Source organism: Jannaschia sp. 2305UL9-9 (genome assembly GCF_041403465.1).
GTDB lineage: Bacteria > Pseudomonadota > Alphaproteobacteria > Rhodobacterales > Rhodobacteraceae > Jannaschia.
Window position 1 is genome coordinate 734,456 of record NZ_JBGEHM010000001.1, and the last position, 15,324, is coordinate 749,779.

A 15,324-nucleotide genomic window follows, 5' to 3' on the forward strand; every position below is an offset into this window, starting at 1 on the left:
TGAATACCAACTGCTGCGCTGAGGTCCCTGCCCCGTATGTTCGACGAAAAGCGCGGCGAACTTGTCAAACCTCATACCCTCGATACAAGTTTGCCAAGGGGGGGGGGCGATATAGACTGACGGCTTGTTCGAACTATGCGCTTTGGTCGCTGCAACTGGCCGCTGTTCGACCTTTGCCGCTCTTGCGCGCCCCTCAGACAGGCACGCAGGACGTCATGTAGGTTCTGGATGACATGACCGCCACAGACAGGACATCGAAGAAGAGCGAACTGCGGGCGCGTATTGCGCCGATCGAACTGGACCCGCCGGCCATGGGGAGACCGAAATGAACATCGGCGATTGGACAGAACGCTTTCAGGGAACCCGTGCCCTGCCACGCGACGTGCGCGACAGGCTGCTCCGCGTCGCGCATGTGCAGGCCTATGCCGCGGGTCAGGAGGTGTTCGGCCCGCGCAACGTGCCGGATAGCCTGCTGTTCCTGTTCGAGGGGACCATCCGCATTTCACAGACGTCGGAAAACGGACGCGATATCGTGCTATACCGGGTCGATGCGGGCGAAAGCTGTGTCCTCACGACCGCCTGCATGCTGTCGGAGGAGGCGTATAATGCCGAAGGCGTGGCGGAGTCCGACATCATCGTGGTCGTCCTGCCGAGGCTTTCGTTCGATGCCCTCGTCGCGGAGGAGCCCGCGTTTCGCAGCTTCGTCTTCGCGGCCTATTCGCGGCGCCTGATTGACCTCTTGCGCGTCGTCGACGATGTCGCCTTCGGCCGGATCGACGTCCGCCTGGCCGACCGCCTGCTGACGCTGGTCGGCGATAACAAGGAGATCGCGGCAACGCACGCTCGGATCGCAAGCGAGCTGGGGACGGCGCGCGAAGTCATCAGCCGCGTTCTGCACGATTTCCAGAAACGGGGATTCATAGCGCAATCACGGGGACGGATCGCCGTCACGGACAAACCCGCCCTACGCGCCTTGGCCAAGGGCCCCTGATTGCGGTGTCGAGGGTTTCGTTCAGGCTGCGCAACGCAAGGCTCGTGTGAAGCTGGCGACAACGGAAGTTGAGATCTGTATGATGTGAGGCCTTCGTCCCATTGCCCGCAGCGAACGCAACCGGAAGCTGACTGACGACGACTGATAGCCATCGAGCGTCGACATGAAAGCGTTCAGCAGCCCAAAGCGACTCGAAGATGCGCTCGAAAAAAGCGGCTCAGACTAGCCGTTAAGAATTTACCAAAACTAAGAGAAATTTTGGCTCCGGCGGTAGGGGCAGGAGCGTCTATGCCAACACGCTGAAATTTCGACACTTTTATGGAGCGACTCCTATCCGACTCCGCAGTGTGGCAGCGAATGTGCCGTAACCTGTGCCAAGCGGCAAGGGGCTTTCGGTTTTCGCGCGCCCGGACCTCTCTCCCATGATACTGCGAGCGGTCGAGAGCGACGCTGCCAAGTCACAGCCCTGGCGTGGTTCGTTCGAGGTGCACGCTGATGCGATACGGTCCCCTTCTGGTGAAGACGATGATGTCGCCTTCCCTCGCTCCAGAGGCCGCGAAGAACCGCCGGACCCATCCCCGAGACCGGAAAATGGACTTCGTCCCATCAATGTCCGTCTTGGCAGGCTCGGGTCCGCCCCAATCTATTTCCAGACGGCGCGGCGCGGCCTCGGCCTTATTGGAGCCCCCAATCACGTCTTGAGGAAATGCATGCATGAGGGGTGACAGCTTTACATGGTTGTTGCGGATATTCCCGCCGCTCAGGACGCTTTGCCCAAGGACCTCGTGCTTTCCCGCCGGCAAGGGTGCGGCCTGTGCAGCCGGTCCCGCAGTTCGACGAACGGGATTGGGGGCCAGGTCGCATGCGGTCGACAGGGGCCTGGAATGGTCGACCGAGCGGCTCGGGGACGGACGGTCGATTTCCGACGGGTCCCGGTGCGCGATGTAAGGCGCGAGTTTCTCGCTGACGTCAGGCGACAGTGTGACCCATGTGACAGCACCGGCCTTGTGTTTGTAGGGAACGGAAGGTGCGAGCGGGATGACGTCCGCCAGCTTCCAGGGCACGACCCACTTCGCGACCTCGCCGCGGCGGATCATGTCAACAGGGATGCGGTGGTGATCGAAATTCGCGATCATCTGGGCCTGATCCAGAGCCTTGCCGCAGTCCACAAGGCGGGCGAGCCCCACGACGGTGCCGCTTCCCTTTCGGATGAGGCCGAACCATCCGCGGACTGACGTCGCCTGCGAACGCATTTCCCAGTCTTTCCGACCATCGAGTATATGGCCAATCCAGGGATCGGCGATGATCAGGCCGCGTGTAACATTCATGTGAGGTCCTTCTCGATACCTTGCTCAGGGAAGCGCGTAGGAGCCGTCGGCGCCGGGCGAGACGGGCGCGATCCCATCGCGCTTTAATTGCTCGGCCATGATCTCAGAGATCACTCCATGCTGTCCGCGCTCTCGGGAGGCCACTGCTTCGGTCAGCCCCGCGACATCGACCTTACTGTCTCCCATGGGCCAAAGTGCCTGTTCGGCCAGTCGGCGCTTGCGCTGCATGAGGCTCTGAAGCAGGCCATCGAAGCTCTGCGCGCCAAGTTCCGGATGAAGCGCCATCGGAATATGCACGGAAACCGGCCGCGATTGGCCGATGCGGTGGACGCGGTCATTGCACTGTTCCTCCACAGCCGGATTCCACCACCGAGACAGATGAACCACATGTGTCGCCGCCGTCAGGGTCAGGCCTGTGCCGGCGGCCTTGGGCCCCAGGATCAGCATGTCGAACCCGCCATCCGTTCTAAGGTGGCGCTGGAAACGATTGACGATTTCCTGGCGTCGAGGGATCAGCGTGTCACCATTGATCACGTCGATCCGATCGAGGCCGAACATGTGACGCATGATCTCGGCAAAGCGGAATTGCATGTCTCGATGTTCGATGAATACGAGCACTCGTTCACCCGCCTCCCGGATGCGGTGCAGAATGTCGATGACCGCGTCGAGCCGGGCACTCTTCGCGATGAATTGCTCAGGCGGTTCGGCCCCGCTAACGCCGGGATGGACGGAGACCGAGCGGATGTGGTGCAGCATCTTGAGGGCGGCGCCCGGTCCTCCATTGGCCAGTTTCAGCTGGGCAAGATCGTAGGCGTCGGCCTGTTCCTTCGGCATCAGACGCGGGTGCAGGAACCTGCGCTTCTGCGGTAGATCGCGGGCGACCTCGTCTTTCAGGCGGCGCAGACCAAGGGGCGGTCTTCTCCCGTTTGGCTTAAATATGCGCGCATGGAGGTCGGCCATGTTTTCGGCATTCGGCTCGGCATACTGCTCGCGGAACTCGGTCCCCGAACCGAGGCAACCTGGTGCGATGCGGTCCATGATCGTCCAAAGGTCGATTGCAGCATTCTCGATCGGTGTGCCGGTCAGGCCGAGACGGAAATCAGCGTTCATTGCCTCGACGGCCTTCGAGGCGAGTGTATTGCGGTTCTTAATGTTCTGGATCTCGTCCATGACCATCGCCGAAAAGGGCACGCGGCCGAGGGAGTGCTGGTAGTTGGCGAGCGTGGTGTAGGTGGTCAAAAGCCAGTAGCGGTGCGCGCGCCCGTCTTCGAATGCCTCGTCCAGCCAGTCGAGGTCGAGCTGCGGCAAACCAGTCTGGGTTTCCGTCCCCTGCGAGCCTCGTCGTTTCTGGGAGCCGAGTGAGCCACCATAAAGACGGATGAGCGTGCCGAAGCCACGACCCTCGACGTGGGTTTCCACCTCCTGCTCCCAGTTTCGAAGTAGGGAGGTCGGCGCGACGATAAGAATCGGACCACGGTGTGCTGCGGCGGGCTGCTTCATGTGCTCCTTGAGCCAGGCCAAGAAGGCGATGGTTTGCAAGGTTTTGCCGAGTCCCTGTTCGTCGGCATTGAGGACGCCGGGCAAGCCGGCCTGCCATGCTGCCAGCGCCCAGTCGAAGCTTTCTATTTGGTGCTTGTGAAGCGGCGTTCGGATCGCTTCGGGCAGGATTGATGGGTTGGTAGGCGTCCGGGCTGCGAATTGCGCCTCCCAAGAGAGTTCGTCGAAGTTGTCGAGCGTGTCGAGGATAATCGGGCCATCGGCGTCGGACGCTTGGCCGGGCCCCTCATCAGGTTCGTCTGGCATGGTCAGGCTTCCGCGCCGTTCGATCTCCCCATCGATGGCGGCCAGGCAAGCCGGAGTTACCTTGACGCTCTCTCCATTGATCTCGGCCGGCGCATCGCCGCCATCTTCGAGAACATCGGCCATGTGTTGGCGAAGACTATGCAGCTCGCCGTCAGGCATGGTTTGAATCGCCTCGGCGATGTGCTGCGCGAAGGCTTCAGGAAGCCAAGTAGTGCCGCTCCCTTCAATCGGGTCCTGGGGCCTTTGGTAGACGGTTACGCCCGTGACCCGCTCCGAATACTCTCGGCTTTCGACGAGCGCCGGGCCGGCAATCGCCTCGACCATCTCCTCTTGTTCAGCAGCTTCGAGCCCTTCGAAGGCACCAGTTGCCTCGAGGTGCCTGTTCACCGCATGTGTAATGAACCTGCGCGGGTTTTCGATGAAAGCGCGACGTTCCTCGCGCTTGGCTTTCTGGGCGCGCGCGAGTTCTTCGAGCACAGGAGCGGCGCCGCGGTCGATTACGAGATAGGAGTTGTTACCAAGCTGAAACGCGGGCCGGGCGCCGCGCGTGTGCAGGCGGTGCTGGAAGACGGCGAGCGCTTCGCCCGTGAGTTCTGCGTTCTGTTCCGAGATTTCGTGATCGGCGATGCCGTCACTGTCGAGCCGCTCGGAGGAATAGGGCACGATCTCGAATTGACCCAACGAGGCATCCGGCGCTATCGAGAACCGGTCGGCTATCCGCACCTCCAAGCCACGCAAGAAGGCGGTCATCGACAGCTGGGCCATCTCGCGGTTTGCGGGCATTTCGGGGTCGATCACGTCATCCGGCTCGATCGCGCGGCGGAATTCGGCAAGCGCCCGCCAGTGATCCTCGACCGGGCGGGTAGCGTCGAAATTATCAGCAAGGTCCAATGCCCGTTTCATCCAGAGTGGCAAGCGGCGCGGCCCGTCGGAGGTATGCAGGACGGCGCCGCTGCGCCGCGGATGCTCCTGGCGGCCATTACGCGACCATTCGTAGTGAAGCCGGAAATCCGGACGGCCGAGCACTCCGGTCACGTCGGTCTTCAGTATGAGGTCGACAGCGCGAGGCAGGCCAAGCGCGTCCGCCGCTGGCGCACTCAAGCTGGCAGCAGCGTCATGTGAGATGCGGAGGTGATCCGGCGCGATGGTCACCTCATCTGGATGGGTGTCGCCCCAGGCGCGCAGGTCGCCGATGGAGAAGAGCAGGTCCCGGTCTTCGGGCGCGAGCTCGGTGAAGCTTCGCGCGCTCGGTTTCGCCATCAATCGGGAGAGGAGACCCTGCTTCGCGGAAGGGAAACAGATTTCAATGGCTTCATCGGTGATGCTATGGACGGGTTTGGCCTCAGACATGCTGCAAGACCCACTGCGACCAGCTTGGAATAGAGTTGTGCGGTTTCGAGTTCGGCGAAGCGCGCATGATGTCGTCGCAATAGTATTGTCGCTGGTAGAGCTTGGGGGTTCTTCTATCGTCTGCGCGGAAAATATGCGTTTTGTAGCTGTGGCAGCCGTCCACAACAACCTTGTTGCCGATGCGCATGATCAGCAGCGACGTGCTCCCGCCGCGATCAAGCTGGCGGCCAAAACGGCGGTTCATGTCTGTCTTGCCTCCTCGCAAGAGGTTCTGCTGCGCATAGCGCCGCGCCTCTGATCCAAAGGCGACCCAGGCTTCATCGATCATCCCGTCGTGATAGAGTTTGAGCCAGAAGTCCCGGCGCGGCGGCCACATGTGACTGTTCTGCGTGGCAGTGACCATGTCACAGAAGAACTTCATGTCCTGGTGGGTCAGCCAGCGCAGCAGGACGGCGCGCAACTCCCCGTCGAATCCCGACCAGATACCACCTGCGTGCAGGCGCGGATCATTCCAGGCCGAGATGATAGCCTCGCTCAGTTCGTTGCGCAGCGGGTCAGGAGGACTGCGGTCGCGCCATGGGGCCAGCAACGCTTCCACGGCGGGACCGGCACCCGCCTGAAGAACGGGTCCGTTCTCGGGCGTTAGCCAGTTGAAAAGTTTCCGGCGGGCCTCGGCTTTGTCGAGATCGGGTGAGAGGCATTCGACAAAGGTTTTCTGCGCCGTCTTGGCGAGGCCGGAAGTGTGAGGGCTGGTGAGGCCGATGGCCATCAGTTGCGCGTAAGCGTCATCGGCGTCTCGCATAATGCGGGCGAGGGCAAGCGGCGCGGCATCAGGGCTGAACAGCTCGGGCAGAGCCGCGAGGAGTTTGCCTGGTCGAGCGCCAAGTTCGGCGCTTCGCTCGGCCAGCGCCTCCGCAAGACACCGAGTGTGATCCGCGCCCGGGGCGAAGCTTTCGACGTAGACGCCGACCATACCGTCGAGAAAGGCGCCGGGTTCTCGCGTTGCGATTTCCGTGAGGTAGAATTCCCGGACCGGCAAGAGATCCTGGCGCGATCGTCGCTCCTCGTCAAAAACCGCCACGGCCGCCGAACTGACGCGCTGCGTTGTGATATTTGACCAGTCCCACTCCGAAATCCGCTTCAACATCTCCTTGGCCAACCTCTCGCGATCACGGTCCTCTGGCGTTCGGACGGCATCCGGCCATCGGCTCAGGATATTCGACACGGAACGCCTGATCTGCTCGAGCGGAGGAAGTGAGCGGCTACGAAATGGTTGATCCCGGCCCAGTATCTCCCTCGCCGTCTTCCGTGGTCGGGTTTCAGATGTAGCTGGTTCCCCGCCATTCATTGCTGATCTCCAACGCTTTCCAGTGCCTCGCGAATGATCTCGATCCCGTCAGTGTCCTGCGGGGTCACCATGATGAACCGCAGGTCGATCCGGCGATTTGTCGCGCGGCCCTGGGGCGTCTCGTTCGAAGCAACGGGGCGATCGGGGCCGTAGGCGGCGACCGACAACACCGGCTGCCGCTTGAGATTCCGATGTTGCATCACCCTCGGAGCAGCCTGCGTCATTGCGAAGAAAGTGCTGTTTGCACGTGCTGCGGACAGGTTGCGGTTCACCCGGTCCGTCCCGACATCGTCGGTGTGACCTTCAATCTGAACCGCCTCGATCATGACAAAGTCAGGATTGCAGTCGTGGTCGAAGCGCGAGGCTTCGCCCAGCGTAAAGCAGGGCAGAACCTCGTCGAGCCGTTGTGCCAGCCTCGCGACGATCTCGCGCCGGTCGCGTGCCAGGTCGGACCGCCCGGAGGCGAAAAGGCCTTCGCCCTGGAAGCGCAGCGCGTCGGACTCCTCGCTCAGCTCCACCTGAAGGTCGGGAAAGTCTGCCCTTATCGCGTCGCGGAGGCGCTTCAGGACCTCGCGTCGCGCCTGAGCCACCTGAGCAAGATAGGCCTCCAAGGGGTCAATCTGTTGCAATTCGGCGAGTTGCCGGCGCAGATCCTCGATCTCTGCGTCCAGTTCGGAGATCTGTTGAAGGAGTTTCAGAATGCGCTCCTCCAATTCCGCGATCCGCGTGCGTGCTACATCGAGTTCCGAGTTCAATTCGGTTACCTTCGCCCGCTCGACATCGAGAGCGGCGTTCAGATCGCTGACCTGCGTCTGTAGCTGATCACGCTGCTGCGCTAACGCCTCGATCTCCGCGTTGAGACGCACGATGACTTCCGCACGAGTTTCGGCCCGTTCCTGCCAGGCGTCCCGATCCTGAATGATCCGATCGTATTCCGATCGGGAAACGGCATCGGGGTCCTGCATTTGGCTGGCAAAGAACGCGAGCAGGATCATCATGATGAAGAGAAAACCGACTGTCATGTCGGTCATCGAAATGAAGGCGTTCTCTTCTTCCTCCTCGTGCCGGAGTCGCCTTGCCTGCGCCCTCATGCACGCCTCCGCGACTGTGACGGAAGAAACGCCTCTGCCTGCTCGACCACGCTTCTGAGAGTTTGGAGGCCGGGGTCAAGCGTCTCACTCATTTCTTTCACATGGTCCTGCGCGGAACCGAGGGCGGCTTCCAGCTTGGCATTGTATTCGGTCAAGGCACGGCCAAGCATCTCGTCGATCTGGTCCAGCTTCTCGGCCTCGCTGGAAAGCTGGGCCATGGCGGCATGAGTAGCTTCGAGCGAGCGACGGATACCCTCGCGCTCGTTGCCGAGTGCTGTCTGTGCCGTTTCCAGCACATGCGCAGCGTTCTCGGATGCTGATGCCGAGTTTTGCATCAAGGTCTCGGAAACGGTTTCGACCAGATCCCCGACCCGGCGTAGCGTGGTTTCAATGCGTTCATGAGATGCGCGGAGCGGCTCCGTAGCTGTCGTGAGGCTTTGGCTGGCTGTGCGGAACCCTTCGGACGCGCCGTGGATGGCGTCCGCCCCGGTGTTCAGCCCCTGCGCCGCGCTATGGGCGCCCGAGGCCCCGCGCTGGACCGCCTCGGCCATCGCCTCGAGGCGGAGGCCGATCGTCTCAAGCCGGCCCAGCAGTTCCTCTCCGATGGTGCTCCCTATGTCGGTGCCGAGCTTGGCAATATCGGCACTGGTCCGATGGAAGCTGTCGAGCAGCGTCTTGCCGGCGCCCTCGATCGCCTGACCCGCCTCGGCACTGCTTTGCGCCATCCTCTCTCGCGCCGCCTGACTGCTTTCCTCGCTGGCGCTGGCCAACGTGTCGCGAAAGCCTTCTGCGGCGGCGCGCATCTCCTCCGCAGCCGTTCGCATTGCGTGGGTGCCTTCTCCTGTATTGTCCCGGATGCCCGCGAGAGTTTCATTCATGACAGAAAGAAGCTTGTCCGCGCCTTCGTTCATCGCTTCGGAGGCGGTTCGACCGCCTGCGGCCACCTCATTGCGCATTTCGGTGATTGCCCGCGCCATCTGATCAAGGGCGTCACGCAGACCGTCGCCGGCCTGTTCATTGGTCGTGTTCATCCGGTCAACCATGAGGCCGATCCGATCTGTTGCCTCACCCAAGGACTCGCTGGCGCGTGTCAGGGCATTCCCGACGGAGTGTGAGAGCTGATCCGACAGGTTGCCGACCAACCCTTCCATGTTGCTTGTTCCCATGGAACTGACACGGTCGAAGATCGGGTCCATCTTGTCGGCGATGGCGCCGGTGATTCTATCGGGCAGGGCCTCCAGCGGCTTCTGAAGCTCCGCGACCATGCCCATGCCGATCTCCCGAAGATACTCGCGTTGCTCGGTAGCAGCGCGGAGTTGGCGGAATCCAAGATCTTCGAGGCTTACAAAAACGAGACGCCGCTCGATCCCGATGCACAGGCGATGAAGGGCGGCGTCGAGCTTGTTCTGTTGTGTCCGGAGTAGGAAGGTAAACACGATGGAGCAGAACAAGCCGACCAAAGACATGACGAACTTGGCCGAAGCGATCTGCATGAAATCCCGCATCGCTGCATCCATGCCGGCTGCACCGACGTCCATGGACTGCGAAAACTGATGGAGCGCCGCGACGAGGCCCAAAAAGGTCAGCAGTAGCCCGGCTGAAACGAGAGTGTTGGGAAGGATTCGGAAGAAGCCTGGCCCGAATCCCAGATCATCAACGTTCAGGAACGATGCGGGGCGAATCGAGTTTCGGATGGTCGGAGGGCCATCGACGTCGTCTCGCACGACAGTCTCGTTGAATTCGTCAAAAGCTTCCCAGACGGTTTGTCGAGGGCCTTTCTTCGGAAAGCCAGACCGTAGTTCGTGAATAAGCTCAGCATGCCCTTCAGCGAAGGAACGAATGTCTGGATAGGCACGGATTTTTTTGTCGAGCAATCGAACTGCATTCAATTGCCTCCGCGTCCGTATAATATACCACACTGAAAAAACTATGGTCATCAGTGCCAAGATGCCCGCAATCTGACCGGGTCGGCTATCAGACAAAGTCAATGCTTCTGCGATGGCTATGATGCCATCTTTAAGGTAGAGGCCAAGCGCTGCACCGAAATCGTTCAAAACAAATTGCTCCTGATCACTTCAAGAAGATTAAAAAGGTATCGGCTGAGCTGGTGCGCCCATCCCGGCTTTGTAGATGCGTATCAAATTGCGTTCCGGCGCATGCCCCTTCTGGCGCGACCAATGCCTGTCTGAGCTGTAGGGTTTGGCATGTAAATTTCTTCAATCAATACATAATCATGAAGAATGCAAAGCATCAACCTGCGCCGTCTCGCCCGTGCGCGCTAATCTCGGGTTCAACCCTCCCATGCTGCCAGAGGTAGGGAATTCAGCTCCTGCCGCATGGATCTCCATGTTGGCAGCTCACGATCCAGAACAGCGGTGAAAAGCCCGTCATGTTTGGGAGAAATGAGGTGAGCGAGCTCGTGAACGATGACATAATCGATCATCCGCTTCGGTTTTTTCACAAGTTCCGAGTTCAGCCAGATGATGCCCTTATCGGGATTGCAGCTGCCCCACTTGGTCCTCATCGGTCGAATTCCCCACTTTTTGGGGCTGACTTCCATTCGTGCTGACCAGATCGGTATACGTTGCGCGGCCAGCTTCCGGAGTTCTCGCTTCAGCCATGCTTCCATCCATAGCTGGGACTGCTCGGAGCTGCTGTCGACGGGGACGTCCAACTGCAACCGGTCGTTACCCTGCCGGGTGATCCGATGCCCTTTTTTGCCCCAATACCGAACTTCGAGCCGCATCGCCCTGCCGAACAGGAAGTGGGTTTCCCCAGAGACATAGCGGCGTGGCGGTTGCCGCTCCTGACCCAGGAACTGCGCCTGCTTGCGTCTTATCCAAGGCATTCTCCTCAAGACCGCAAGTCTGATGGCATCGGCGCTTACATGCTCCGGAGCGGCGACTCTGACGCGCCCTTCCGGGGGATAACAGCCAATGTGCAGGTTCCTGATCTGCTTGCGCACGATCTCGACGTTTATGCCACCAATCTCGGAAATCTCAGTATTCACCTTGGTTCTTCAGGACCTCGAAGATCCGCTCCACTGCGTCCGGGTCTTCCAGCACTTGCTCAAGACAACGTCGGACTTTCCTCTCTCGCATTTTGTTGCCGCGCCATTCAAACGGCGCCGTATGCCTGACTGCCTGATCGACTTCCAAAGTCAACGGCTCATCGCCGTCGAGGTTATCGAACAGGGCTTTCTGACCTACGGTCTTGATGGAACATGGATACGTCTCGCCATGGCCCGCCTTTGCATCCTGCACGAGGGCTGCGATGCGCTCCAAGTATTCAGCGTATTCAATGGCCTCTTCGCGTCGCTTACGCACCAGGTCCGTCAGTAACTCGGACATTTTTCAGTAACTCGGACATTTTCTCGTAGAACCGCGGGTTGACGGGGGTTTCTTCGATGATCAGCTTGCGAACGTTGTTCTCGATCGCTTCAGCTACATTCTCGCGCTTGCGCTTCGTAGCCGGTGGCAGATCATCTTCGGCTGCGGCCCCTTTGCTCTCCACGAGGTCGATCAGACTGATGTCGTCTAGATGGGAGATGACTTCGGAGTCTTCGGCGCGGATGTAGTTGTCGATCAGGTGGCGCATGGCTGGCTCATAGAGCTTCATGTCTACGGCATCACCACTGTGCAGCCTGACAGCATCCCTGATCCCGATGGCGCGCTCCACCTCGCGGCGGTATTCACTCAGCTCCAGGTCGTTGAAGCCTGAGCCTTCAGGCTCGGCTGCAATGTTTGCGTAGACGCGGGCGTAGCGGCCGGAGATCTTGTAGAGCGCCTGGCGCCGCCGCGCCTTCCCCTCTGCCTCAGGGTCGTGCTTAATGCCTTGGGGGCTGGAGAAATAAGCAAGATCTCGTCATCACCTTTCGGTTGCTCGACACCATCCATGAGACCCAGCCAGACATCACGCGCGTCCCGTAAATCCTGGTCAGCCTGTTCCGCGCGATCTGTGATGAGACCTTCGACATCTTCCTTGTCGAAGGCGTCGAACGCTTCCGAGGTGTAGTCGTCAACTGCGCTCTCGATGTTCCTGAAAAGGTCCTTGTAGTCGACGATGTAACCGAAATCCTTGTCATCGCCATCCAGACGGTTCACACGTCAGATCGCCTGGAACAGCCCGTGGTCGCGCATCTGCTTGTCGATGTAGATGTACGTCGCTGTCGGCGCGTCGAAGCCCGTCAGCAGGCGGCTGACGACGATCAGCAGTTTCATCCGCCCCGGCTCTTTCTTGAACAGCCGCAGCGCCTCCTCCTCGTATTCCTCTTCCGCGGTGTCCCCCAGCAGGTCGGTGTAGACCCGATGGACATACTGTTTCTCGGTCTCGCCCATCCCGGTTTCTTCGCCGGTGATTTCGGATGCGACGCGCTTGTAAGAAGTTACGATGGCGCATTTGTCGGCGAGAACTGATCCAGATTTCCGGAATATCTCGAAGAACTTGCACGCCTCGGGGATCGAACCCGCCACGAGCATGGCGTTGCCCATGCCCGCGTTCAGCCGCGGCCTCATCTCCATGTCCATGATGATGTCGTTGGCGATCTGCTCCAGCCGGTCGCGGCTGGACAGCACCCGCTGCAATGTACCCCACCGCTGCTTGAGCGCCGCCTTTGCAATCGGTGTCAGGCCCTTGGTTTTGACCTCGAACCAGGCGTCGATCTTTTCCGGGGCGCTGATCCGCTGGTCGATGTCTCGCGCCTCATAGCGGAGGTCCAGAACCACGCCATCCTCGACCGCCTCGTCGAAGCGGTAGGGCTTGCCGATATACGGCCCGAAGGTTTCCAGCGATGTTTCCTTGTCCGAGCGCAGCAGCGGCGTTCCGGTGAAACCGATGAACATTGCCTCTGGCAGCACTTGTCGCATCGCCCGGGCGAGCTTTCCCGATTGGGTGCGGTGTGCCTCTTCGATGAAGACGTAGAAATCTCCGACCGGCGCGCCGATCTTGGCGTTCTGGATGTCCGAGATCAGCTCGGCCATCTCGTTTTCTTCGCGCTTGCCGAACTTGTGGACGAGCGAGCAGACGACACGGTCGGTCGGGTCCGCCAGCGCTGCCATCAGGTCGTTACCAGACTGAGCACGGCGGACCTTGTCGCCTGTGCCCCCGAATACGTCTTCAGAAATCTGGCGGTCCAGTTCCTTGCGGTCCGTCACCACCAAGATGCACGCGTCGGGCAAAGTCTCTCTGATCCAGCGCGCCAGCATCATGATGATCAGGCTTTTGCCCGAACCCTGGGTCTGCTATCTGGTCTCGCCCTCATCGCTTCGCACGCGTTCCTGCGCGGCCTTCACGGCGAAATACTGGTTCGGGCGAGCGATCTTCTTGGTGCCGCCATCGAACAGCGTGAAGTCGTGGATAAGCTCGAGGAACCGTGCGGGCGCTATCATCTGGGTCACGTCTCTGTCGAGGCGGGCCGTGATCTCACTCTCTTCCTTCCATGCCAGCCAGTAGGGCTGCGGCGTCTGGATCGGGGCGTAGCGCAACCCCTCGCTGTCATTACCGGCGAAGGTGATCTGCACCGTGGTGAAGAAGTGCCGGATGAACTCGGGTCGCTGGTAGTCGAGCGTCTGGCGGATGCCTTCGCCCACACCCACGGTGGATTTCTTCAACTCTACGGTGCCGAGCGCAATACCGTTGACATAGAGGACCAGGTCGGGCCGCTTGTTCCAAGCCTTGGCATCCTTGCCCTTGATGGCGACTTCCTCGGCGACGCCCAGGTCATTCTCGCCGGGATCAGACCAATCGATGAAGCGGACGGTCACGGGGGCCTCACCCGGGCCGGGGGCGATGGCGACACCATAGCGGAGCATTTCGTAAAAGCTCTGGTTGGCCTCGTAGAGCTTCGTCCCATCCATCCGCGCTTCACGTTTGAGCAGTGTGATGGCCTGGGTGACGATTTCCAGCGCATACCCGCGTTTGAGGAGCCAAGGGCGCAGGAACGCCGCTCCGATATTGGCGTTGCCCTCGCGCTGTTGCCAGTCGCCCAGATAGCGCCAGTGAAGGCCGCCCGGAGAGCCGGATTTGTCCCCGCATAGCAGGTCGATGACCCGGTTCTGCGCCCTGCGTTCCGCCTCTCCAATAATGCTCATGGCTATCGCTCCGTCATTAAAATCGCACTTTGAAAATTGTCGTCAGACCAGTCTGATCCGTCCGGTCAACAGGTTTTGCATCATGCCCTCTTTCACTTGACGCGCCTTTTCGAGGCGGACTTCGAGGGCTTGGATTTCGGCGCCCAAGTCGTCGAGAACATCGGCAATTGCCTCCTGCTCCAGTTTGTTGACTGGAAAAGAAAATTTAAAATTTTCAATCTGGGAGGGAGCCAAGTTGTTGATGGCTGAGCCTGAAAGAATAACGCCGAGTATGCGCCGGTAACGATCTGATTGGAGAAGGTGGGTGATATACCGACCGCTACAAGCGTCGGAAGTCATGCGAAAGGCACCCATAAAGGCCCCGAATGTATACTCCATCTCGTCGGGTCTGCTGAATTTTGCAGACTTGCCAACAAGCGCCCGACTACCATTTGCCATACAAATCAATATGTCACCGTCTTGGAGAAGCTGATGTTGTCCGACCCGAGCTGAGTTCACAAATTGCATGTTCGAAAATACTATTTGGCCTTCCTGAACGTTGTTGGCGCGTAGCAGCCGAACGGTGCCAGACGTATCTGTTTCGGAAAGGTCGGCCTGCCCGTCATAGCTTACTCCGCGAAGGCACTTTCCGTAGTCCCCAAGCTTTCGCTTCACCCACTCCCCCGAAAACTCAGGGAGGCGGCGCTTGGCGGTCAGGAGGTCCTGCATCGCGCCCTGCTTGAGGAGCCGCTTTTTGGCGATCAGCCGCTCCAGCCCCTCTATCAGCGCATCCGCATCCGAAAGCGCCTCAGCGATGGCCTCCTGTTCCTTCATGGGCGGCAGGAGGATCTGCATGTTCTCGAAGGCCGGCATGAAGATCGTGTTGTGGGTGCTGCCCGCCATCAGGCGCTCCCACTCGGCCTCCACGCCTCTGAACAGATGAGCCAAGTAAGAATTCAGCAGGCGCGTCCCGCAGATGTAGCAGGCGAAGTCTTGGCTCGTGGCCATCTCGCGCCCCAAGATCGCGACCTTGCCGATGGTGGCCGTTCGCGACAACGCGACAGTGCCCTCTGGTAGGAGCCGCGCCGATGAGTTCGCGAGACCGAGCGCGGACACGGTCATCTTCGTGTTGTAGAGCGTCTTGCCCTCGATGGTCTTGGAGCTGTGAAGGGAGAGCCAAGGAATACCGCCGTCCCAGTAGTCAGGACGATTCCGGCTAGGCGTATGCCCGCTTTCGAGGCGAGCATTGTCGCACAGCTTCTCAAGCGTCCAGCCGTCCGGCTCAACATCAGGCGTTGGATGAATCCGCCCGACATGCCAGCGGGTGACGAGGTCACTCACATTG

Annotated in this window: 13 protein-coding genes and 1 pseudogene; 1 reads left to right on the forward strand and 13 read right to left on the reverse strand. The window is 60.2% G+C overall.

All coding sequences use genetic code 11. The features are described 5' to 3' along the window. Positions 1-325 precede the first annotated feature (325 nt). Positions 326-991 carry a Crp/Fnr family transcriptional regulator gene (locus V6N07_RS03565; RefSeq protein WP_371154095.1) on the forward strand — a complete coding sequence of 222 codons (666 nt, stop codon included), beginning with the start codon at positions 326-328 and terminating at the stop codon, positions 989-991. Between the two features lie 458 nt (positions 992-1,449). Here the strand turns inward: V6N07_RS03565 and V6N07_RS03570 are convergent, their stop codons facing one another. From V6N07_RS03570 to V6N07_RS03630, 13 genes and pseudogenes are all read right to left on the reverse strand, one after another. Next, positions 1,450-2,319 (reverse strand): hypothetical protein, encoded by an 870-nt coding sequence (locus V6N07_RS03570; RefSeq protein ID WP_371154097.1) that lies wholly within the window; start codon positions 2,317-2,319, stop codon positions 1,450-1,452. Between the two features lie 24 nt (positions 2,320-2,343). Beyond that, positions 2,344-5,472 carry a DEAD/DEAH box helicase gene (locus V6N07_RS03575; RefSeq protein ID WP_371154099.1) on the reverse strand — a complete coding sequence of 1,043 codons (3,129 nt, stop codon included), beginning with the start codon at positions 5,470-5,472 and terminating at the stop codon, positions 2,344-2,346. Continuing rightward, complete coding sequence (locus V6N07_RS03580) at positions 5,465-6,820, reverse strand: EH signature domain-containing protein (RefSeq protein ID WP_371154100.1); 1,356 nt, start codon at positions 6,818-6,820, stop codon at positions 5,465-5,467. Before V6N07_RS03580 ends, V6N07_RS03575 begins: the two co-directional genes overlap by 8 nt. Then, positions 6,817-7,911: an OmpA family protein gene (locus tag V6N07_RS03585; protein ID WP_371154101.1), complete on the reverse strand. Its 1,095-nt coding sequence runs from the start codon at positions 7,909-7,911 to the stop codon at positions 6,817-6,819. The genes V6N07_RS03580 and V6N07_RS03585 overlap by 4 nt, the downstream gene beginning before the upstream one ends. Next, the gene (locus V6N07_RS03590; protein WP_371154103.1) at positions 7,908-9,965 is read right to left on the reverse strand and encodes a hypothetical protein; all 2,058 of its coding nucleotides are present in this window, start codon (positions 9,963-9,965) and stop codon (positions 7,908-7,910) included. The genes V6N07_RS03585 and V6N07_RS03590 overlap by 4 nt, the downstream gene beginning before the upstream one ends. Before the next feature lie 236 nt (positions 9,966-10,201). Then, positions 10,202-10,921: a M48 family metallopeptidase gene (locus V6N07_RS03595; RefSeq protein WP_371154104.1), complete on the reverse strand. Its 720-nt coding sequence runs from the start codon at positions 10,919-10,921 to the stop codon at positions 10,202-10,204. After that, positions 10,911-11,237, reverse strand: coding sequence for a hypothetical protein (locus V6N07_RS03600; RefSeq protein WP_371154106.1), 327 nt, complete (start codon positions 11,235-11,237; stop codon positions 10,911-10,913). The genes V6N07_RS03595 and V6N07_RS03600 overlap by 11 nt, the downstream gene beginning before the upstream one ends. Continuing rightward, positions 11,230-11,529: a hypothetical protein gene (locus V6N07_RS03605; protein ID WP_371154108.1), complete on the reverse strand. Its 300-nt coding sequence runs from the start codon at positions 11,527-11,529 to the stop codon at positions 11,230-11,232. The genes V6N07_RS03600 and V6N07_RS03605 overlap by 8 nt, the downstream gene beginning before the upstream one ends. 77 nt (positions 11,530-11,606) lie before the next feature. Next, positions 11,607-12,014 carry a hypothetical protein gene (locus tag V6N07_RS03610; protein WP_371154110.1) on the reverse strand — a complete coding sequence of 136 codons (408 nt, stop codon included), beginning with the start codon at positions 12,012-12,014 and terminating at the stop codon, positions 11,607-11,609. A 3-nt stretch (positions 12,015-12,017) separates the two neighbouring features. Next, the gene (locus tag V6N07_RS03615) at positions 12,018-12,437 is read right to left on the reverse strand and encodes a hypothetical protein (RefSeq protein ID WP_371155378.1); all 420 of its coding nucleotides are present in this window, start codon (positions 12,435-12,437) and stop codon (positions 12,018-12,020) included. A 108-nt stretch (positions 12,438-12,545) separates the two neighbouring features. Further along, positions 12,546-13,136 (reverse strand): annotated as a pseudogene (locus V6N07_RS03620) (DEAD/DEAH box helicase family protein); the annotation flags it as partial. Between the two features lie 15 nt (positions 13,137-13,151). Further along, the gene (locus V6N07_RS03625) at positions 13,152-14,000 is read right to left on the reverse strand and encodes a type I restriction endonuclease (RefSeq protein ID WP_371154112.1); all 849 of its coding nucleotides are present in this window, start codon (positions 13,998-14,000) and stop codon (positions 13,152-13,154) included. Between the two features lie 42 nt (positions 14,001-14,042). Continuing rightward, positions 14,043-15,320 (reverse strand): restriction endonuclease subunit S, encoded by a 1,278-nt coding sequence (locus V6N07_RS03630; RefSeq protein WP_371154114.1) that lies wholly within the window; start codon positions 15,318-15,320, stop codon positions 14,043-14,045. Positions 15,321-15,324: the final 4 nt, after the last annotated feature.

Excerpts from the sequence above, each read along its gene's own strand:
- V6N07_RS03575 (WP_371154099.1), bottom strand. The coding sequence starts at position 5,472 with ATGTCTGAGGCCAAACCCGTCCATAGCATCACCGATGAAGCCATTGAA.
- V6N07_RS03580 (WP_371154100.1), bottom strand. The coding sequence starts at position 6,820 with ATGAATGGCGGGGAACCAGCTACATCTGAAACCCGACCACGGAAGACG.
- V6N07_RS03625 (WP_371154112.1), bottom strand. The coding sequence starts at position 14,000 with ATGAGCATTATTGGAGAGGCGGAACGCAGGGCGCAGAACCGGGTCATC.
- V6N07_RS03585 (WP_371154101.1), bottom strand. The coding sequence starts at position 7,911 with ATGAGGGCGCAGGCAAGGCGACTCCGGCACGAGGAGGAAGAAGAGAAC.
- V6N07_RS03605 (WP_371154108.1), bottom strand. The coding sequence starts at position 11,529 with ATGAAGCTCTATGAGCCAGCCATGCGCCACCTGATCGACAACTACATC.
- V6N07_RS03565 (WP_371154095.1), top strand. The coding sequence starts at position 326 with ATGAACATCGGCGATTGGACAGAACGCTTTCAGGGAACCCGTGCCCTG.
- V6N07_RS03570 (WP_371154097.1), bottom strand. The coding sequence starts at position 2,319 with ATGAATGTTACACGCGGCCTGATCATCGCCGATCCCTGGATTGGCCAT.
- V6N07_RS03615 (WP_371155378.1), bottom strand. The coding sequence starts at position 12,437 with ATGGACATGGAGATGAGGCCGCGGCTGAACGCGGGCATGGGCAACGCC.